The organism is Proteus vulgaris (assembly GCF_011045815.1).
GTDB classification, from domain to species: Bacteria; Pseudomonadota; Gammaproteobacteria; order Enterobacterales; family Enterobacteriaceae; genus Proteus; species Proteus vulgaris_B.
Genome location: NZ_CP047344.1, coordinates 1829341 through 1845972, shown reverse-complemented (window position 1 = coordinate 1845972; position 16632 = coordinate 1829341). Strand labels below are relative to the sequence as shown.

The 16632-nt window shown below is 38.8% G+C and carries 33 protein-coding genes and 1 tRNA gene; 26 read left to right on the top strand and 8 right to left on the bottom strand.

What is annotated here, in order from left to right; genetic code table 11:
• Positions 1-115: 115 nt before the first annotated feature.
• The 8 genes from GTH24_RS08765 to GTH24_RS08730 all read right to left on the bottom strand — a co-directional run bounded on the left by GTH24_RS08765 (position 116) and on the right by GTH24_RS08730 (position 4240).
• Positions 116-472 carry a hypothetical protein gene (locus tag GTH24_RS08765; RefSeq protein WP_164526257.1) on the bottom strand — a complete coding sequence of 119 codons (357 nt, stop codon included), beginning with the start codon at positions 470-472 and terminating at the stop codon, positions 116-118.
• Positions 469-699, bottom strand: a complete 231-nt coding sequence (locus GTH24_RS08760; RefSeq protein WP_164526256.1) for a hypothetical protein — start codon at positions 697-699, stop codon at positions 469-471. The genes GTH24_RS08765 and GTH24_RS08760 overlap by 4 nt, the downstream gene beginning before the upstream one ends.
• The gene (locus GTH24_RS08755) at positions 699-1025 is read right to left on the bottom strand and encodes a hypothetical protein (RefSeq protein WP_164526255.1); all 327 of its coding nucleotides are present in this window, start codon (positions 1023-1025) and stop codon (positions 699-701) included. Before GTH24_RS08755 ends, GTH24_RS08760 begins: the two co-directional genes overlap by 1 nt.
• A gap of 19 nt (positions 1026-1044) precedes the next feature.
• Positions 1045-1899, bottom strand: a complete 855-nt coding sequence (locus GTH24_RS08750) for an ATP-binding protein (protein WP_164526254.1) — start codon at positions 1897-1899, stop codon at positions 1045-1047.
• A 3-nt stretch (positions 1900-1902) separates the two neighbouring features.
• Positions 1903-2739 (bottom strand): hypothetical protein, encoded by an 837-nt coding sequence (locus GTH24_RS08745; RefSeq protein WP_164526253.1) that lies wholly within the window; start codon positions 2737-2739, stop codon positions 1903-1905.
• Positions 2717-3430, bottom strand: a complete 714-nt coding sequence (locus tag GTH24_RS08740) for a GIY-YIG nuclease family protein (protein WP_164526252.1) — start codon at positions 3428-3430, stop codon at positions 2717-2719. The genes GTH24_RS08745 and GTH24_RS08740 overlap by 23 nt, the downstream gene beginning before the upstream one ends.
• 95 nt (positions 3431-3525) lie before the next feature.
• The gene (locus tag GTH24_RS08735; protein WP_036935825.1) at positions 3526-3867 is read right to left on the bottom strand and encodes a CII family transcriptional regulator; all 342 of its coding nucleotides are present in this window, start codon (positions 3865-3867) and stop codon (positions 3526-3528) included.
• 163 nt (positions 3868-4030) lie between these two features.
• The gene (locus tag GTH24_RS08730) at positions 4031-4240 is read right to left on the bottom strand and encodes a helix-turn-helix transcriptional regulator (protein ID WP_161769910.1); all 210 of its coding nucleotides are present in this window, start codon (positions 4238-4240) and stop codon (positions 4031-4033) included.
• 105 nt (positions 4241-4345) lie between these two features.
• On the opposite strand from GTH24_RS08730, the gene GTH24_RS08725 reads away from it, so the two are divergent.
• The 26 genes from GTH24_RS08725 (at position 4346) to GTH24_RS08600 (ending at position 16580) form a co-directional block, all read left to right on the top strand.
• The gene (locus GTH24_RS08725; RefSeq protein WP_164526251.1) at positions 4346-4990 is read left to right on the top strand and encodes a LexA family protein; all 645 of its coding nucleotides are present in this window, start codon (positions 4346-4348) and stop codon (positions 4988-4990) included.
• Positions 4991-5464: 474 nt separating this feature from the next.
• Positions 5465-6025 (top strand): type II toxin-antitoxin system MqsA family antitoxin, encoded by a 561-nt coding sequence (locus GTH24_RS08720; RefSeq protein WP_164526250.1) that lies wholly within the window; start codon positions 5465-5467, stop codon positions 6023-6025.
• 1 nt (position 6026) lies between these two features.
• Positions 6027-6428 (top strand): protein-export chaperone SecB, encoded by a 402-nt coding sequence (locus GTH24_RS08715; protein ID WP_164526249.1) that lies wholly within the window; start codon positions 6027-6029, stop codon positions 6426-6428.
• A gap of 327 nt (positions 6429-6755) precedes the next feature.
• Positions 6756-6821, top strand: a tRNA-Tyr gene (locus GTH24_RS08710).
• Positions 6822-6876: 55 nt separating this feature from the next.
• Complete coding sequence (locus GTH24_RS08705) at positions 6877-7197, top strand: hypothetical protein (RefSeq protein ID WP_164526248.1); 321 nt, start codon at positions 6877-6879, stop codon at positions 7195-7197.
• A 2-nt stretch (positions 7198-7199) separates the two neighbouring features.
• Positions 7200-7505: a hypothetical protein gene (locus tag GTH24_RS08700; RefSeq protein WP_164526247.1), complete on the top strand. Its 306-nt coding sequence runs from the start codon at positions 7200-7202 to the stop codon at positions 7503-7505.
• Between the two features lie 53 nt (positions 7506-7558).
• Positions 7559-7801: a hypothetical protein gene (locus GTH24_RS08695; RefSeq protein WP_164526246.1), complete on the top strand. Its 243-nt coding sequence runs from the start codon at positions 7559-7561 to the stop codon at positions 7799-7801.
• A gap of 59 nt (positions 7802-7860) precedes the next feature.
• Positions 7861-8100, top strand: a complete 240-nt coding sequence (locus GTH24_RS08690) for a hypothetical protein (protein ID WP_164526245.1) — start codon at positions 7861-7863, stop codon at positions 8098-8100.
• A 29-nt stretch (positions 8101-8129) separates the two neighbouring features.
• A complete protein-coding gene (locus GTH24_RS08685) occupies positions 8130-8333 on the top strand; it encodes a hypothetical protein (protein WP_164526244.1) in 204 nt (67 codons plus the stop codon).
• A gap of 3 nt (positions 8334-8336) precedes the next feature.
• Entirely contained in the window at positions 8337-8651 is a 315-nt protein-coding gene (locus GTH24_RS08680; protein ID WP_164526243.1) for a hypothetical protein, read from the top strand.
• Positions 8652-8728: 77 nt separating this feature from the next.
• Positions 8729-8911, top strand: a complete 183-nt coding sequence (locus tag GTH24_RS08675) for a host cell division inhibitory peptide Kil (protein ID WP_164526242.1) — start codon at positions 8729-8731, stop codon at positions 8909-8911.
• Positions 8912-9038: 127 nt separating this feature from the next.
• Positions 9039-9290: a hypothetical protein gene (locus GTH24_RS08670; protein ID WP_164526241.1), complete on the top strand. Its 252-nt coding sequence runs from the start codon at positions 9039-9041 to the stop codon at positions 9288-9290.
• The gene (locus GTH24_RS08665) at positions 9287-10171 is read left to right on the top strand and encodes a RecT family recombinase (RefSeq protein WP_164526240.1); all 885 of its coding nucleotides are present in this window, start codon (positions 9287-9289) and stop codon (positions 10169-10171) included. The genes GTH24_RS08670 and GTH24_RS08665 overlap by 4 nt, the downstream gene beginning before the upstream one ends.
• Positions 10168-10866: a lambda exonuclease family protein gene (locus GTH24_RS08660; protein WP_164526239.1), complete on the top strand. Its 699-nt coding sequence runs from the start codon at positions 10168-10170 to the stop codon at positions 10864-10866. The genes GTH24_RS08665 and GTH24_RS08660 overlap by 4 nt, the downstream gene beginning before the upstream one ends.
• A complete protein-coding gene (locus GTH24_RS08655; RefSeq protein WP_164526238.1) occupies positions 10856-11269 on the top strand; it encodes a single-stranded DNA-binding protein in 414 nt (137 codons plus the stop codon). Before GTH24_RS08660 ends, GTH24_RS08655 begins: the two co-directional genes overlap by 11 nt.
• A gap of 30 nt (positions 11270-11299) precedes the next feature.
• Positions 11300-11476, top strand: a complete 177-nt coding sequence (locus GTH24_RS08650; RefSeq protein ID WP_164526237.1) for a hypothetical protein — start codon at positions 11300-11302, stop codon at positions 11474-11476.
• Positions 11477-11519: 43 nt separating this feature from the next.
• Entirely contained in the window at positions 11520-11822 is a 303-nt protein-coding gene (locus GTH24_RS08645) for a ClpX C4-type zinc finger protein (protein WP_164526236.1), read from the top strand.
• Positions 11822-12109 (top strand): cyclic-phosphate processing receiver domain-containing protein, encoded by a 288-nt coding sequence (locus tag GTH24_RS08640; RefSeq protein ID WP_123822255.1) that lies wholly within the window; start codon positions 11822-11824, stop codon positions 12107-12109. The genes GTH24_RS08645 and GTH24_RS08640 overlap by 1 nt, the downstream gene beginning before the upstream one ends.
• Positions 12109-12339: a hypothetical protein gene (locus GTH24_RS08635; RefSeq protein WP_164526235.1), complete on the top strand. Its 231-nt coding sequence runs from the start codon at positions 12109-12111 to the stop codon at positions 12337-12339. The genes GTH24_RS08640 and GTH24_RS08635 overlap by 1 nt, the downstream gene beginning before the upstream one ends.
• On the top strand, positions 12332-12613 hold the full coding sequence (locus GTH24_RS08630; protein WP_109409539.1) for a hypothetical protein: 282 nt from the start codon (positions 12332-12334) through the stop codon (positions 12611-12613). Before GTH24_RS08635 ends, GTH24_RS08630 begins: the two co-directional genes overlap by 8 nt.
• 72 nt (positions 12614-12685) lie before the next feature.
• Complete coding sequence (dcm, locus tag GTH24_RS08625; protein WP_164526234.1) at positions 12686-13738, top strand: DNA (cytosine-5-)-methyltransferase; 1053 nt, start codon at positions 12686-12688, stop codon at positions 13736-13738.
• Positions 13739-13827: 89 nt separating this feature from the next.
• Entirely contained in the window at positions 13828-14001 is a 174-nt protein-coding gene (locus GTH24_RS08620; RefSeq protein WP_164484702.1) for a hypothetical protein, read from the top strand.
• Positions 13994-14320 carry a phage protein NinX family protein gene (locus GTH24_RS08615; protein WP_164526233.1) on the top strand — a complete coding sequence of 109 codons (327 nt, stop codon included), beginning with the start codon at positions 13994-13996 and terminating at the stop codon, positions 14318-14320. Before GTH24_RS08620 ends, GTH24_RS08615 begins: the two co-directional genes overlap by 8 nt.
• Positions 14307-14909 (top strand): MT-A70 family methyltransferase, encoded by a 603-nt coding sequence (locus GTH24_RS08610; protein WP_164526232.1) that lies wholly within the window; start codon positions 14307-14309, stop codon positions 14907-14909. Before GTH24_RS08615 ends, GTH24_RS08610 begins: the two co-directional genes overlap by 14 nt.
• Positions 14910-15321: 412 nt before the next feature.
• Positions 15322-15630, top strand: coding sequence for a hypothetical protein (locus GTH24_RS08605; protein ID WP_164526231.1), 309 nt, complete (start codon positions 15322-15324; stop codon positions 15628-15630).
• Complete coding sequence (locus GTH24_RS08600) at positions 15534-16580, top strand: tyrosine-type recombinase/integrase (protein WP_164526230.1); 1047 nt, start codon at positions 15534-15536, stop codon at positions 16578-16580. The genes GTH24_RS08605 and GTH24_RS08600 overlap by 97 nt, the downstream gene beginning before the upstream one ends.
• The last annotated feature ends 52 nt before the right edge of the window (positions 16581-16632 follow it).

Here is a 16632-nt window from a genome sequence, read left to right as displayed (position 1 = left end):
CTGCAATTACAGCAAGGACACACTAAAACAACACAGTCATTTTTCTGTACTTTCTTAAGCGCCTTCATCTCTGAAACTTTACGGCAACGACGACACTTTAACTTATCACTCACTGTTAGCTCTCCTGTAATGATTTAGGGATCTGAACCTCGTAACCGATTGATACAATTACAAGCGCCCTCAGGAACGCTTCCTTGATATCCTTTCCAGATGCCAAATTGCAAAAATCCACATCACTAATCTTTCGTCTAGCAAACGCCCTGTAAATGGGTTTATTCTTTAGATGAACCACACACCCCATGGATCTTAAATGCTGATCCATCAGTTTCCCGCATAATGCCCAATCACAGCTATATGCTGGTATTTCACTGATGTTTTTCATTAGCCATTTTTGTTCATATCCATCAATCTGAGCTACCACATAATTTAGTGCCACATCTGTCAAATCGCTGGTTTTTACTGTTATCATCATTCACCCTCTGGAATTGGTGGTATAGGCATCCAGTATTCAACATCAAAGAATGGGATGGGTTCGTTAGGTAAATAAGTAGCCTCCCACTGGAGAGATAACGTTATTTCATCATTAAGATTGACCCGATTTAAAAATAAAACCACTGGTGTTCCGTCTAAAAACGCTACAACAGGATCACCGATAACAGGCAATTTTTCACTACATTTGAATCGATTAGTTCCCTGCATTAGATGTCTCCTTTTGGTGTAAAAATAGGCTCCTCGTGATGAATTTTAATGCTCATTCCCCGCTTGCTTTTCTTAACTGGTTTCAGGCTTTCGTCAAGATAATCACCAAATTCACGTATCATGTTTGTTTTAGCTGCCACATGTAGAAATTTATTGGCGTTATAAACGGAATAAAATATATTCCAAGTAGCTCCAATGCTGAATTGCGGGTTTACTTTGCTTTTAATTTCCCAGTTAGTTATAGATGTCTTTGCTCTCTCAAACATATCGTTAAGTTGTTCGTTTGTGATAGTTTGCGCTATCTTCCTTGCGTCTGACTTATTCATCTAAAAATCCTCTTGCGTGTTAAGCAACTTGCTTTCTTGTTCGATAGCTATCCCATGTAAAAGCCAACGTACAACCACCGCCGTCATTCATTCTGTCAATAACTCGCTCGCCAATGAATGCGCCTAATTCCTCTCTGGTTTGGTTGCTAATTAGGATTGTTGGCTTCATCTTCTCGTAACGAGTGTTGATGATTTCAAACAGGATCAGCTTTTCTGCCTCAGTGCCGAATTGCACACCAACTTCATCAATGATTAACAAATCTGGTTTTGTGTAAATCCGAATAACCTCGAACTCTGTTTCGGTAGAATTCTTACTCCAAGTGGATTTAAATTTTCTTGCAATTCTCAAGGCTGTCGTGAACAACGCAGAACTTTGATAATCCTCAACAACACTTTTCGCTATTGCTAATGCCAGGTGATTTTTACCCGTACCAGGCTTTCCGCACATCACTAAACCACCGCCATTTTTTAGGCGATCTTCCCATTTTTTAACGTAGGCTTTGCAGACATTGAGATTGTATTGAGCATCCTTGTTCACAGCCTCGTAGTTATCCAGTGTGCAAGATTTAAAGCGCTCTGGAACATGAAGTTCATCAAGGAGTTTCTCTGTAAGTTTCTTCTTGAATCGCATGTCATAATCACGTTGCTCTATCTTCAAGGCTTCCAGCTCTTCCATGAGGCAGTGTGGGCAAGGTGTTGGTCGTGATGGAATTGATATCGCGGTTTTACTTGAGCGAGTTCTGGCTTGATATGCGCCATGCTTAGGGCAGGTTAATTCAACAATCGTTACTTCGGTGTTCGGTATTTCTGCTGGCGGTTTGCTTAGGTTTTCAAGTTGCCTTTCAATTTGCTCGATTTTGTCTGATAGGTTCATGATTTAATTCATCCATGTTGGCGCATCCGTTTTACCGTAGTCCTTGGATGCAAAATTCTCGTTTACAGCTCGCTTAGGTGGTGTGGCTTTCCATGAATTACCAGAGTTTTTGTTTTGGTAATTTAACTTCTGACTTGCAGTGATAAACCAGTTTTTAGGCTTAGCGGATCTGAACTCGATATCTAGTCGTTTTAGCTCATGCACCAAGTCGATGTTTGAATACAACGATTGCCATTCAGCAAAGTCTTTGTGGTTTAAGCGGATCACTTCTCCTTCGAATGCGTACTTGCTCGACATTTGGTGAATACTTGCAGATTGATTTTCTGGCTCACTAGGGCAAGCCGTGTTTTCGGCTTGGGTGTTATTAGGAATCAGGTTAAGGGAATCAGGAATCAGGTTAAGGGAATCAGGAATCAGGTTAAGGGAATCAGCAGGATTTGTTGTATGCTCTTCTGGTTCCTGCACTGTACTTGTATGGTGCTTTTCTGGTGCTCCTTTGTTTTCAGTAGGTTGCATTACTTTTTCTGGTATTTCACTAGCCGCTTCTTTTACGTGAGGGTTCTGATGTTTCTTCCAGTTATTAATCTGGATAAACTCATTTCCATCTACTGCATATCTGGTAATAAAGTTTTTACTGTGCAACTGTGCGAGTAATTTTTCACAGTCAACATCATCGTATGGCAAAACCATTGCTTTAATTTTGCGTGGCTTATCTTCTAAGCGACCTTCTCTATCTGCAATAGTCCATAAACCAACGAATAGGATTCGTGCAAATGGATCACATTCAGCAAGGTCATCATTAGTAAAAAAGCCTGGTTTAATATTTCTTGCTCTGGCCATTTATTAGCTCCTTAATAAAATCTGGTATCTCACGCTGAGGCCTGTTCTCAGCGCTTCTGAAATATTGTTCATCAGCTCTCTCTATCAGGCTGATTTCTCCATCATTTATATAAAATGAAAATCCAGTTGCCTTTAACATGAGACGCACCGCCATTCTTATCATTGTTTCTGCTATCGCATTTTTATCGCCAAAGTAGTAAATTCCTTCCTGCTCAAAAATATCTTCAATATTCAACTCCTCAGCTTTATCAGTGCATATAACATTTGTCATAACTGCTATTTCAGATAAGTCACGCTCTCGACACTCAAGGTCTAGTTCATTGCATGCCCATTTGATTTTTTCTAGTGATGTTTCAAAAAACTCTCTAGCTTCGTTCACTCGAAATTCAGATAAAATTCGATGAACTCTACTTTCATCTTCTCTTGGTGAGCGTGAGTAATACGCCAACTCAACCTTAAATGGTGTCGGCACGCCTGATGATGAATATAATTCCTTTGCTCTCCTTTCTGGCGTGGTTGTCGTCATACCTATTTTGTATATATTTGGCATGCTTTTATTGCTCATTACATAGATCCAACCACCGACAGAATAGTCACTTGGTAACTTCCCTTTAGTTATAATCTCTTCGTTTGCTAGATACGGGTAATAGAGCTGAGGGGCTGGTTCCATTATTAAAAACTCTTCATCCATATATAATTACTCCATTAATTAGCTGTATCAGCAAAAGGAAAGCTCAAAATCATCTTCCCTTTAATACTGGTTATTGATACAGTGTATTTGTTAAGTTAAATGGTTAAGTCCATTTGTTGAGAAGCCTCACCATTCGCCGTGGTTGAGGTTTTTCTTTTTGGTGCTTTGACATGCTCAAGCATCTGAATTAACGCTCTAGCCTCATCACCTTGCAATATCACTGTGTCATCTGGTGTCTCATACCCAATAGCAACTAAAAGCCTTGCACAACGTTGTATGAAGCTTAATTGCGTTTTAGATTGTTGAGATTGCCAGCGAGATATTTGTGATTCGTGAATACCCGTTCTTTTCGCTACTTCTCTAGCGCCAGTAACAAGTATCCCTTTCATGATTTTTGATTCGATTTCTCGAAATTTGCGTTCGTTTGATAGTTCCATTTGTTAAATTCCTTCTTAGATTACTTCCCATATTGGGAACAGCAGTAATGATCCGTGGCTCATTCCATATGAGCGGATTGTTTGTTTGGTGGGTAAATCTGTCGCTTTATCAGCGACTCCGTAGCAGTCAAGAACCCTGCGGTTGTTAAAGAACGTGGTGAAATCAAGCTACTTTTGGAGGGAAAACGTCATCTAAAGAACAGTTTGCCCCTAATTTTTGTAATGCTTCAACAATGGCTCGGCAGTCATTTAAGCTAGGAGTTCTAATGCTTAACTCATAGTTAGCAATTCGTGACTGACCCCATCCTATTGATGAAGCTAAAACAGCTTGAGAAATTCCCAGTTTTTTTCGCTGTTCTGCGATGTTATTCATGTGTGTATCCTCCTTGTTTATTCCACTATTACACACAATATGTGATTAACTGTCAATCACAAAACGTTTAAATACATTTATCACGGTTTGTGTTAAAAGGTATACATGAAAAAAGTAAATGAAGTTATTGGCGAAAGGTTAAAATCCATTCGTGAATCAAGAGGACTAAGTCAAGCTCAATTAGCTAAATTGTGTGGCTACTCTGCTGCGTCCAGAATAGGAAACTATGAGCTTGGAGAGCGTAAGATTAGCGCTGATGATGCAATTGTTATAAGTGAAGCCCTTGGTATATCGCCAGCTGAATTAATGTTTGGCAGTCAAAGTGACCAAGTGATCAAAAATTACGAATACCCTCTATTCACGAAGGTGCAAGCTGGAGCTTTCTCAACAGAATTTAACTCATACACTCAGAAAGATGCTGTGTCGTGGATTCCTACGGCTAAGAAAGCCAGTGAGCGCGCTTTCTGGTTAGAGGTTGAAGGTCAATCAATGACAGCACCACCAGGAGGTAAGCCAAGTTTTCCTGAAGGAATGCTTATTTTGGTTGATCCTGAGGAAGAAGTAGAGTTCGGAGATTTCTGTGTTGCTCGTTTGCTAAATGATGAATTCACATTCAAACGATTGATTAGAGACGGTGGGATTGAGTATCTAGAGCCATTAAACCCACGCTATGACCTGATCCCTATTAACGGGAACTGCACAATCATAGGTAAGGTAATCAAGTCACAATGGCCTGACGACACATTTTAGGGTGTGGTTGACAATATAAACTGTATTCTTATTGACAGAAAGATAGGAAAGTTACCATAATGGTAAATAGAAAGATTTTAAGTCAGTATACAAACGACCCTCCAATCGATGGTGACCAAAGGAAGATATCTGGTGGGCCGCTATACGCAGAAGAGCAGATTATATCCGCAGTCCAAGCAATACCCAGAACTAGAAAGTGTAAAAATGATATAGCAAACCTTCTTTTTGATTGTGATGATCTACTTAATCTAGTTAAGGAGGCTGTATCTCTTGGTCGATACAAGGACTCTGAATGGTGTACTGATAAGCCTAACGGAAATCTTTTTGCATGTGATTCATATGTATACAAGAAAAGCAGATGGTCAGAATACCAGTTTAAAAACGTTATTGATGAGTATTTTGTGAAGTTCTGCATAGGAAAGAGTGGCTCGATCTTGCTAACGATTTCCTGTCATTTATCGAGTTGAGGTAAGTATGAAAAATAAGATTTGCCCAGTATGTGGTGAGGGGCACCTTCATTCAGAATCTGAACTTGTAGAGTTTAAGTATAAAAACACCAAGAAGATGCTGGCTACCAAGTACTCCGTATGTGATGAGTGTGATTCCGAGATCGCTAGTGAAGATGATGCAAAATTTAACAAAAGATCAGTAACTGCTTTTCATAAAACAGTTGATGGGCTATTAACTGGTGATGAATTAAAAAAAATCCGCAAAATTTTAGGTATTACACAGCAACAAGCATCTATTATATTTGGTGGAGGGCCTAACTCTTTTACAAAATACGAAAACGATGATGTTATTCAGTCAGCTGCAATGGATAGCCTAATTAGATTGTCTATTGATAGTGTAGACTCATTTGATATTTTATGTCGAAAAAAAGGCATTAAAATAGAGTCAGTGGTATCTCTAAAACCACTTAATATAAAATCCAACTTATTAGAGAAAATACCAACAACAACTGATTCTAGTGGCTGGTTCGTACTTTATTCATCTAGTGAAAGCAATCAATACAACGAAAAAGCTGAGTATCATTAATATGAATGTAACCATAATTGCAAAAAAGGTAACAAAGTTAGAGTTTACTGAGCTATTGAAAGGTGAAATAGAGCAAGATAGCCAAGTTAATATAAATATTGGTAGTGACATTTTTGCAAACTCGCAAAATAAAAAACTCTTTAGAATTAAGTATCCAGTAACCTTAACGATTAGAGATATAATAAGAGTATCAATATATTATGAGTTCGATTTTGCAACGGATGAAGAGATAACCCCAGATATATTAGATTCTGATTTAGTGAAAATAAAAGCACCAAGTCTAGCTTACCCATACATAAAGTTATACCTAGAGAATATAATTGCAATATCTGGCTACCCAAATGTGAATATACCTTTCATTGATTTTTATGACACACCTTTAAACTTAAAACCAAAAAAATAACCTACCCCAGCCCTCCCAGCGAGGGCTTTTTTGTGCCCTCTCCCCTCCAAAGAAGTGATCTGCATTCCAACCTTATGTGACCAACAACACATTTCGTGTTTATTTATCATTTATTTTATATTTCAAATCATCAGTTTAATTTAAAAACAAACAAATAAACACATTTTGTGGTTGACATTAAAATCACAATTTGTGAATATACTATCCATCAACGGAACACAGCACGTTGATGTTCTTTAACAACGATGATGGCGAGCTGTGTATTAGTCATCAGAACGGTGACGCTGATAAAGCGTCAACCTTCTCAGAAGGTTTTGGGATTGGTGAATGCGTGTAGCTCAACGGTAGAGCGAGGCCATAAAGCTGGGGTTATGGGTTCAAATCCCATCACGCAAGTAGGAAGTAATTACCTACCACCAATCACCAAAGCCAACTGTTTGGAGGATATATGGCAACTATTACAGTTAAAAAATCACGCAAGCCTGAGTTTTTACGTGGAGCATCTGCAAATAGACGTCACGCCAGACGGAAAGCAGAAGCTATTGCAAAAAAGAATATTGAATTGAAATTAGAATCAGTATTCCCTCAAGAGAAAAGACTTACATCAGTAGAAAAAACACTGTCACTAAGTCACATACCAGTTACTAGAAATATTGAACCTAAATTCAAACCATCGGTAGATAACTGTTGCTTACCTAATGTAGCAGTATTTTCAGGAGTTAAAACAAAACAGCCGAACAGTGAGTTCGGGGTGACGGCGAGGGGGTAGATATGACGTTATTTGAATTTATGAATAGCAGTAGAACTGATGGGTTTCTATGTAAGCGGGTTCACTGCAATGATGGATATTATGTAAGTATTCAAGCAAGTTATGGACACTACTGTTCACCTCGTGAAGATCTACCGTCTTATGATCTTTATGACAGCTATGAACTTGGATTCCCATCTGAACCTGACCAACTAATAAACGCCTATGCAGAATGTGATGATTGTTTTACAGAAACGGTTTATCTATACGTTCCAAAAGAGGTTGTTATTGCTTTGATTGAAAAGCACGGCGGAGTAAGAATTAGTTAACTAATCCCAGTCCATTCAGTGGGCTGTGGTGAGTTGATTAATAGGAGGTAAATATGACCGAATATCAAATTGAACGCATGAAAAATGAAATAGCCGAGAGAATGGAAGCTCTTGAATTTCTCAGGGATAGCATCGGTTGCTTTCCTGAATACATGGATAAAGTGGCAACTGGACGGTTATTTAGAGGTTGGCGATTTGTTAAGGCTCTAGATAGCAATGAGATTCTTTTTGCTAATTGCCTTCAACCTGCAATTACTAAACGTGAGTTCGATTTGGTAGTCGGTGGCATTTACTAGTTGATTAATAGATAGGAGATAGAGATATGTGTGATTGCTTTACGAAATTAGGCGATGACATGGAAAGTCGCATTAAAGCGAAACTACCAGAAGGTGCAAGCCTACAGTATTCTGGCTGGAAACAATCAGGATTATTTATGTCTGGCGGCGTCATGTCAGTTAATTATTTCATTGAATACAACGCCAGTTATCAAGAAATCAAAAAGGACGGCACGCCGAAAGCCCGCCTAACAAAGCAGGATTTCCCTGTTACGTTCTCATTCTGCCCTTTCTGTGGCGTGAAATGCGAAACCAAATAGCATCGTGTTTAGTTAATAACGGAGGGAGTATGACAGAGAAATATGAATATGCATCTATTCGCGTAGAAATGGCGAGTGATGCGACTATCAGGGATTATTTCGCGAAAGCGGCTATGCAATCATTAATTACGCATTTTGATTATGGATGCATTGGATTCGATGAGCGTTACATGAATGAGTTTGCCAAAGAAGCATATCAAATGGCAGATGCAATGTTAAAGGCTAGGGGGTGATGTATGGAGTTTAAGCATAGTCCAGCGCCTTGGCATTTAAGGGGTGGGGTAATTAAAAACTCTCTTTTGATTGATGATAATCATAACGTTGTCGCATCATTTCTCACTGAAATTAAAGAAGGAGATGCCGGTTTAATCGCATCGGCACCAGAGTTATTAGAGGCTTTGCAATCAATACAGCAATCAATGGCTAAACACATTGAAGTTGCAAATAATATTGGCGTAGAAGTACTAGCAGATGGCTTTTATCTTGGTCATGCAATTGACGTAGAAGAAAAAGCCAGACAAGCAATCGCAAAAGCCATCGGTCAGCAATAACCCACCGCACCAACACCAGATAACCACCCTATCGCTATCGCAAGATTAGCGCAGATTTCGCACATCCAGAGGTAAGCATGAATATTGATAAATACAAATTACGTGTAGCCCAAAGTAAAGCTGGAATTGCTCTATTTCTCACGGATGAGAATGGATGGCGCGAAGCAAACGAAACATTAAAAACAGCATACGGAGTACGGCATGAACGCAAAGCAGAAACACGTAAAACATCAGATATTCGCTCTACTACGAGAGTCTGAAATGACAAATGAGCAAATCGACGACTTAGTTTTTCAATGGAAAATGAAAGTGTCTATGGAGCGCACAAGCCTCATTCAGCATGAAATTAACACACGCAAGGAGCGCGCGTTTATCTAAGGAGGCTCTATGTTAACGAATACATACGGACTCAGAAACGACTGGTACGAACGCCAAATGGAACGAGAAGCGCTTGTTAATTCTCAGGAAGAGAAAATATCAGTTGATGAGGTTATGGATAGCCTACCAGAAGAACTACTGTGCATGGATTTAGCAAGGAAATTAAATCCCGTATTTGAAATTAGCCCCCAAGCGCTGGATGCGGTTTTAGACGGAATTAGAACAGCTATTCAGATTGGGATAGATAAGGAGGTATTGTGAGCACGTCAATTATTGAGTTTGTGCAACAACAGGAACCATTATTTTGTAACGCACTGACAGATCAAACGATCACATGGGCCAAGGAAAGTCAGTTCGCAATCCAAGCGTTTCAACGGAATGACAGTCTAGCAAAAGTGGCAATAGAAAATCCTGCAAGTGCACAGAATGCAATTATTAATGTGGCTGCCATTGGAATTACATTAAATCCGGCAAGTAAGTTGGCGTACTTAGTTCCTCGTAATGGATTCGTGTGTCTTGATATTAGCTACATGGGACTTATGCACTTAGCTCAAGCCACTCAAGCTATCGAATGGGGTCAATGCAAGTTAGTACATGAGAATGACGTTTATGAATCCAATGGTCTAGATACCCCTCCAACCCACAAATATAACGCATTCAGTGATAGAGGTAGTGTTATTGGTGGTTATTGCACAGTGAAAACAGCAAGTGGGGACTATCTCACGGAAGAGATGAGGCTGGATGAGATAAAGGCTGTTGAGGCTACGAGCAAATCAAGGAATGGCCCATGGAAAACATGGTGGGATGAGATGGCTCGTAAAACAATTGTGAAAAGAGCAAGCAAATACTGGCCTCGTCGTGAAAGGTTAGATCAAGCCATTGATTATGTGAACACCGAAGCAGGTGAAGGTAATGATTTTGATGTGCCAGCAAATAAAGCAAAGGACATAACGCCAGCAAGCGAGGATCAACTAAAAGCTATCACGGACTTGATGCTTAAAGTTAACGGCGAATGGAGTGATGCTTTTTTCACATTCATTAGTAAAAAATTCAACCATCAAATATCCAATCCAGAGCAATTAACCGCATTTGAAGCCAATACCATTATCGACATGCTAAGGAAAAAGGCAGAAGGAAAATGATTAGTAATGACATCATTCTAAGCAAAACAGGCATCGATTTAACCAAGATAGAGCAAGGAAGCGAAGAATGGATGTCTATCAGGCTTGGCGTAGTAACTGCCTCTGAGGCATGGAAAGTTATCTCTAAGCCAAGATCAGGAACAAAATGGACAGACACAAAGAAAACATATTTAAACACCCTTATTGGTGAAGTCTGCACGGGAATTTACAAGGAGGTATCAGCAAGGACGCTGGAATGGGGTAAAAACTACGAATTAGAAGCAAGGATGACATTCGAGTTTTACACCGGATTAACGGCAAAGGAAGTGCCAATAATATTCAAAGATGATCAACTACGGATAGCTTGCTCACCAGACGGCATTTGCAGTGATGGCTCAGGATTAGAGCTTAAATGCCCGAACAACACGGACGTATTTATTGACTTAGCATTGAACGGAATCGATGCAATGAAAAAGGAATATGTGGCTCAAGTTCAATATTCCATGTGGGTTACAGGTAAGGATATCTGGCATTTTGCAAATTTTGACCCACGAATGCCGGCAGGAAAAGAAATAGCATATTTCCCTGTTGAGCGTGACGAAAAAATGATGAAAGAATTCGACGAATTAGTGCCTGAGTTTATCGAAGCAATGGATCATGGATTAAACAAGTTAGGCATTCAGTTTGGCAATCAATGGAGTGCATATGGCAATTAACACAATAACGGCAAGTGGAAACTTAGGTAAAGATTGCGAACAACGATGGACACCAAATGGTAAAGCGGTTGCATCTTTTAGTTTGCCAGTGAAACAAGGTTACGGAGAACACGAAAAAGTATCTTGGGTTATCTGTAAGATGTTTGGCTCTAAAGCTGAAAAGCTACCTCCGCATCTAACCAAGGGAATAAAGGTTACAGTTACTGGTGAATTCGTCATGGAAGAATGGACAAGCCAGAGTGGTGAGAAAAAATCAGCACCAGTAATTATCGTTAACCAATTAGATTTTGGCGGTAACAGTGGAAATAAGGCAGGAAGCCAGAAGCCACAGCAATCAGCACATCAACCGCAAGCGCCACAAAATGAACCCCCTCAAGATTGGGATGATCCTATACCCTTCTAGCCCCTACCCGTTTAACCAAAGGATATAACCATGAATCTAACAATGCGAGATTCAGATACGGACGAAGAAGTTATTTTAACGGTCGCTATATCAGAAGAAGATTTTAATAAATTATCTGAACGAGAACAGGATGATTTAATAGAAAGCGTCGCTTTTGATTATTACGAAAATAAAGCAGCGGAAGAAATAGAGCGCAAATTTAAATAGCTCATGGATATATTTGCAAGGATGCAATGAAGAGGAATGAGTGATGAATAGTTTTACACACCATAATCAAATTATGAATTTCACATTACCAGAACCAGACCCTAGGAATGTTTGTAACTTTTGCGGTGGAAGCGGTAGTAAGGACAATTTAATCCAAGGTAAAGCAGCAAATATTTGTTTTGAGTGTTCTGATTTGGCGAAAGAAATTGCAGATGAAAAGCGTAAGGAAATAGCAGAAAAGGAAATTAAAGAAATTATTCGATTAATTGAAGGGTATGCGGTCAAAAATGACAGCGCAGACATTGCCAGTCTGCTTTATCAAGCTGGATATAGAAAGGTGGAGTGATGAAAGTCTATCTCGATGACGAACGTAAAACGCCAGAGGGGTTTGTGCGTGTTTACTGGCCCGATGAAGCCATTAAATTACTGGAAACTGGCGATGTCGAGTTAATTAGCCTAGACCATGATTTAGGTGACGATGAGCGCGGTACAGGCTACGACGTTTTATTGTGGATAGAAGAGCAGGTTTATTTAAATGGATTTAAACCGCCTGAAATTATTGTTCATTCATCTAATTCATCAGCACGTCATAAAATGGAATTGGCAATTGCAAATATTAAAAAGGTGAAATGATGGACAAATCAAGACAGCAATTTGAAGAGTTTATAAGTAAAGGTGATTACCCTTGGGTAAAAGGTATTATCCCTGTCATGTGGATGGTGTGGGAAGCATCACGCGAGAGTTTGGAGGTTGAATTACCAGAGCCATTTATTGCAAATGAAAATTGCGAAACTTGGTGTTATGACGAAGATTTAGTTAATCAGGCATTAATCAGCAATGGAGTGAAAATAAAAAATGAATGATGAAATCTTGGAGTTAGCGATTGATTTAAAAAATAAAGCTAAGGTATTAAGCGTTGGGCATGAACGATCATATGTTAATTTAAATACGCTAATAAAAATTTGCGAATATATCGAACACATTAACAATCTACAGCCTGTCGCTTGGATGTACCCTGTGTTTCATGATGAGAAAATGCAATTCACTACTGATGCAGTTACATCTGAAAATATAGATATTCATTTTCAATCTCATGGCTCACCATTTAAAGTAACCCCGCTATATAAATTAGATTAAACAACCATGCAAATAATCGGATATGTATTACTCATGCTAATACAGGGTTCTGCACATCTATAGGAAATCAAAATGATATATTTAAGTTTGTTCAACGGTATATCCGCTGGGCGATTGGCGCTGTCTCGTGCTGGGATTAAATTTGATAAATATTACATCGCTGAAATAGATAAATTCGCCAATAAAGTATCTGAGTTTCATTATCCAGATAATATTCAGTTAGGTGACGTTAATAATTGGCGTGAGTGGGATATTGATTGGTCAAGTGTAGGTTTAGTTACAGCGGGATTTCCATGTCAGTCGTGGAGTTTGGCAGGTAAGCAATTAGGCGATAAAGATGAACGTGGTAAATTATTCTGGACGACATTAGAAATAATGGGCCATGTATTAGAAAATAATCCAGATGCTAAATTCATGCTCGAAAATGTGAAGATGAAACGTGAATTTGAAGAATATATAACATTGCATACGGAGCGTGCATTAGGTTATGTAAATAAAACTCTAATTAATAGCTCGTTATTATCAGCACAAAATAGACAACGTTATTATTGGGCTAATTTTGAGATTAGCCAGCCAGCAGATAAAGGTATTTTGCTGAAAGATATTATTGATGATGACAGTATTACTGATAGAGAAAAGTCATATTGTATTGATGCTAATTATTCGAAAGGAACAAATTTAAATCAATATCTAAATAAATCCAGACGGCAAATAGTATTTAGACCATGTGAACCAAGAGAAAATATTAAACAATCCAAAGACGGATTAATTCATGTTGCTAATGCATCTGACATTAGAGGTAACGAACAGATAAAACGCATTTACTCCGATGCTGGAAAAGCCCCGACACTGTCAACGTGTCAAGGTGGGCATAGAGAGCCAAAGGTATCAACAGGCAATCTACAATATCGCAAATTAACTCCTACTGAATGCGCGCGGTTGCAGACTTTCCCCGATGGTTGGTGTGAAAATATCGTCTCGAATTCACAGTCATATAAATGCTATGGCAACGCTTGGACTGTTGATGTTATTGCTCACATATTTAAATGTGCATATAGAGAAAGTAAACATGAAGCCATTCGTCCTACTGTTAATTATGAACAATCATGCAGTGCCAATATCTGATGATTTATACACGCAATCGGAATGCAATAAACGTGCTGAATATTTAATGTCAGTGGGGGATGTTGAGGTTATTTGTGGAGAGGTGTGGAATGAAAGATAAATACAGTGTGAACTTACAGGGCTACGAGGAAGAAGGTTTTGAAATTGAACCGACAATAAAGGATAAATTTAATTTAAAATCTCCATCGTGGGATATATCAATAACAAAGCAAGACTTAGTTAATATTAAACTCATGATAGAGGAGATATTAGAAAGTGAATAAATACACCGAACTATCTGATTTCGAGATTAATAAAAATGTTTTTATTAAATTATATGGCGAGGAATCACTAAAAGACAAAGATATGTTTAATTCGTTTTATCGAACTGACTATTGCCATAATCCAGAAGACGCAATGCCGATTATTATTGAGAATAAAATTTCATTGCGCGCCCCAACCATAACTGATAGATGGAAAGCGGAGTTTGTAGATGAGTACGGCAACTATGTTGGATATATCAGGGCTCTCAATAAAAACCCACTACGCGCCGCTATGGAAGTTTTCTTAATGATGAAGGATGCGGAGAATGAAAAAGTATGACTTGATATTGTGCGATCCACCTTGGTCTTACAATAACAAAGTTTCAAATGGCGCAGCAGATAATCATTACAACACCACCGACTTATATTCTCTCTCCCGATTACCAATAGAAAAACACTCCTCTAAAAATGCCGTACTGTTTATGTGGTACACCGGAAACTTTGCACTCGAAGCAATTAAATTAGCCGAAGCATGGGATTTTAAAGTTAAAAACATGTTCGGGTTCGCGTGGGTGAAATTAAATAAAAATGCAGGAGATAGAATAAATAAAAAACCGCCAGAAGATTTCTTTGACTTTATGGAAACATTAAACAATGAGACGAAAATTAATTGCGGTAATTATACCCGTCAAAATATCGAAATGTGTTTAATAGCCACTCGTGGTAATGGATTAGAGAGAAAGTCTGCCAGTGTTCGACAAATTATTTACTCATGCCTAGGCGAGCACAGCGAAAAGCCCAAAGAGGTACATCATCGTTTAGAGGAGTTATATGGAGATGTTCCACGGATAGAATTATTCGCTCGTGAGAAATACGGTGATTGGGATGTATATGGCGATCAGGCGGAAGAAAGTATTCAATTAATATAGGTGAATTATGGAAATCAGAATTCATGGTGATGTTAGTGATATAGAAAGGATGGCAATAAACGCGGCTTTAAATATCCACGATAAAAGCAAGAAGGGCTTTCGAATAAATCATAGAGTTAAAATTAAAAATACAATTTATAACGTTGAAATAGAAAATTGCCCTAATTCTCTCAGAGTAATAATGAGAAATAAAAGGCGGAGGCTATGAATGCACAGGCAATGGAAAACGCGCGGCGACAAATAGCAAAGGAGTGCTTAATCGAACTCAGAAGCCATGGAATACCCAACGACAAACTAACCACTCAGATCCTCGATAAATACACACCAAAGTTTAAGCCTCTAAATCACACAAAGTACAACACCAAAGATGTTATGTGCCAATACATCAGAAATCTGCAAAAGGAAGAGAAGAATGGAAGATGACTGCATGACATTGAAAGAGTTTGCAGGGAAGCTAAAACTCTCCCCATCGACTATCTATAAAAACCCACCAAAATATTACATGTTTAAGGTAGGTGGTTCATGGCGAGCTAACAAGGATAGCCTGAAAAAGTTTGAACAGGCGCAGTTTAATGACAATAATGTTTACCGGCTGGCTGTGGTCGGTGGCAGGAGAAATTTAAAATGCCGATCTACAAAAGAGGTAACACATACTGGATTGATGTCACATCTCCAAGTGGAGAAAGAATTAGGAGATCTACTGGCACCACGAACAAGGTAAAGGCTCAGGAGTATCACGATAAATTAAAATACGACCTATGGCAGATAGATAAACTAGATAAATCGCCAGAACGAACATTCGATGAGATGATGATTTTGGCGCTAAGAAACGCTGAGAGTCATCGAAGTTTTGCAAATGCACAAACTAATGCAAGGTATTTCCTAGCTATTTTCAAGGGAAGAAAACTATCCACTATTACCAGTGATGAGATCACGAACTCACTGCCTGTGTATAGCACGAAAACAAAGAGAAAACTCTCTAACGCATCCAAAAACAGGTATCGTTCATTTATTATGAGGGCATTTTCATTAGCTCACAAAAGCGGATGGATAAAAGAAAAACCGCATGTTCCATCGTTTAGAGAACCAGTTGTCAGGGTTAGATGGATCGAAAAGGAAGTGGCAATTGAGCTCATTGATAATCTAAGGCTAAAGTGGATGAAAGACTTAGTTAGCTTGGCATTATTAACTGGGGCAAGACGAGGTGAGTTGCTATCCCTAACTTGGAGCAATGTTGACTTAGATAGAGGGGTTGCAATAGTAACACCTGAAAACTCAAAATCTAACCGAGGTCGCCCTCTTCCCTTAAATGAAGATGCTGTAAATATTTTACGCAATATTCCAAAAGACTTTGAATATGTATTTACAAGAACCGGGAAAAGGAAACGAACTATTGGATTGGAAGATTTTGAACGGGCGGTGAAATTAACCAAGCTAACAGATTTTAGATTTCACGACCTGCGACACACATGGGCTAGTTGGCACGTTCAAAGCGGTACACCATTAATGGTATTAAAAGAAATGGGAGGATGGGAAACATTAGAAATGGTTAAGAGGTACGCTCATTTAAGTGGTGAGCATTTAACCAAATACAGTGAGCGCGTCACAATTTCGACACACTCGAAGAATAAAGCCAGCAAAAATCCACACCTAACACTTTTAACTAGCTGATTAATATAGATTAATATTACCCATCATCTAGTGTAAAACACAATCCTGAATA

Excerpts from the sequence above, each read along its gene's own strand:
- GTH24_RS08765 (WP_164526257.1), bottom strand. The coding sequence starts at position 472 with ATGATGATAACAGTAAAAACCAGCGATTTGACAGATGTGGCACTAAAT.
- GTH24_RS08760 (WP_164526256.1), bottom strand. The coding sequence starts at position 699 with ATGCAGGGAACTAATCGATTCAAATGTAGTGAAAAATTGCCTGTTATC.
- GTH24_RS08755 (WP_164526255.1), bottom strand. The coding sequence starts at position 1,025 with ATGAATAAGTCAGACGCAAGGAAGATAGCGCAAACTATCACAAACGAA.
- GTH24_RS08750 (WP_164526254.1), bottom strand. The coding sequence starts at position 1,899 with ATGAACCTATCAGACAAAATCGAGCAAATTGAAAGGCAACTTGAAAAC.
- GTH24_RS08745 (WP_164526253.1), bottom strand. The coding sequence starts at position 2,739 with ATGGCCAGAGCAAGAAATATTAAACCAGGCTTTTTTACTAATGATGAC.
- GTH24_RS08740 (WP_164526252.1), bottom strand. The coding sequence starts at position 3,430 with ATGGATGAAGAGTTTTTAATAATGGAACCAGCCCCTCAGCTCTATTAC.
- GTH24_RS08735 (WP_036935825.1), bottom strand. The coding sequence starts at position 3,867 with ATGGAACTATCAAACGAACGCAAATTTCGAGAAATCGAATCAAAAATC.
- GTH24_RS08730 (WP_161769910.1), bottom strand. The coding sequence starts at position 4,240 with ATGAATAACATCGCAGAACAGCGAAAAAAACTGGGAATTTCTCAAGCT.
- GTH24_RS08725 (WP_164526251.1), top strand. The coding sequence starts at position 4,346 with ATGAAAAAAGTAAATGAAGTTATTGGCGAAAGGTTAAAATCCATTCGT.
- GTH24_RS08720 (WP_164526250.1), top strand. The coding sequence starts at position 5,465 with ATGAAAAATAAGATTTGCCCAGTATGTGGTGAGGGGCACCTTCATTCA.
- GTH24_RS08715 (WP_164526249.1), top strand. The coding sequence starts at position 6,027 with ATGAATGTAACCATAATTGCAAAAAAGGTAACAAAGTTAGAGTTTACT.
- GTH24_RS08705 (WP_164526248.1), top strand. The coding sequence starts at position 6,877 with ATGGCAACTATTACAGTTAAAAAATCACGCAAGCCTGAGTTTTTACGT.
- GTH24_RS08700 (WP_164526247.1), top strand. The coding sequence starts at position 7,200 with ATGACGTTATTTGAATTTATGAATAGCAGTAGAACTGATGGGTTTCTA.
- GTH24_RS08695 (WP_164526246.1), top strand. The coding sequence starts at position 7,559 with ATGACCGAATATCAAATTGAACGCATGAAAAATGAAATAGCCGAGAGA.
- GTH24_RS08690 (WP_164526245.1), top strand. The coding sequence starts at position 7,861 with ATGGAAAGTCGCATTAAAGCGAAACTACCAGAAGGTGCAAGCCTACAG.
- GTH24_RS08685 (WP_164526244.1), top strand. The coding sequence starts at position 8,130 with ATGACAGAGAAATATGAATATGCATCTATTCGCGTAGAAATGGCGAGT.
- GTH24_RS08680 (WP_164526243.1), top strand. The coding sequence starts at position 8,337 with ATGGAGTTTAAGCATAGTCCAGCGCCTTGGCATTTAAGGGGTGGGGTA.
- GTH24_RS08675 (WP_164526242.1), top strand. The coding sequence starts at position 8,729 with ATGAATATTGATAAATACAAATTACGTGTAGCCCAAAGTAAAGCTGGA.
- GTH24_RS08670 (WP_164526241.1), top strand. The coding sequence starts at position 9,039 with ATGTTAACGAATACATACGGACTCAGAAACGACTGGTACGAACGCCAA.
- GTH24_RS08660 (WP_164526239.1), top strand. The coding sequence starts at position 10,168 with ATGATTAGTAATGACATCATTCTAAGCAAAACAGGCATCGATTTAACC.
- GTH24_RS08655 (WP_164526238.1), top strand. The coding sequence starts at position 10,856 with ATGGCAATTAACACAATAACGGCAAGTGGAAACTTAGGTAAAGATTGC.
- GTH24_RS08650 (WP_164526237.1), top strand. The coding sequence starts at position 11,300 with ATGAATCTAACAATGCGAGATTCAGATACGGACGAAGAAGTTATTTTA.
- GTH24_RS08645 (WP_164526236.1), top strand. The coding sequence starts at position 11,520 with ATGAATAGTTTTACACACCATAATCAAATTATGAATTTCACATTACCA.
- GTH24_RS08640 (WP_123822255.1), top strand. The coding sequence starts at position 11,822 with ATGAAAGTCTATCTCGATGACGAACGTAAAACGCCAGAGGGGTTTGTG.
- GTH24_RS08635 (WP_164526235.1), top strand. The coding sequence starts at position 12,109 with ATGGACAAATCAAGACAGCAATTTGAAGAGTTTATAAGTAAAGGTGAT.
- GTH24_RS08630 (WP_109409539.1), top strand. The coding sequence starts at position 12,332 with ATGAATGATGAAATCTTGGAGTTAGCGATTGATTTAAAAAATAAAGCT.
- dcm (WP_164526234.1), top strand. The coding sequence starts at position 12,686 with ATGATATATTTAAGTTTGTTCAACGGTATATCCGCTGGGCGATTGGCG.
- GTH24_RS08620 (WP_164484702.1), top strand. The coding sequence starts at position 13,828 with ATGAAAGATAAATACAGTGTGAACTTACAGGGCTACGAGGAAGAAGGT.
- GTH24_RS08610 (WP_164526232.1), top strand. The coding sequence starts at position 14,307 with ATGAAAAAGTATGACTTGATATTGTGCGATCCACCTTGGTCTTACAAT.
- GTH24_RS08605 (WP_164526231.1), top strand. The coding sequence starts at position 15,322 with ATGGAAGATGACTGCATGACATTGAAAGAGTTTGCAGGGAAGCTAAAA.
- GTH24_RS08600 (WP_164526230.1), top strand. The coding sequence starts at position 15,534 with ATGCCGATCTACAAAAGAGGTAACACATACTGGATTGATGTCACATCT.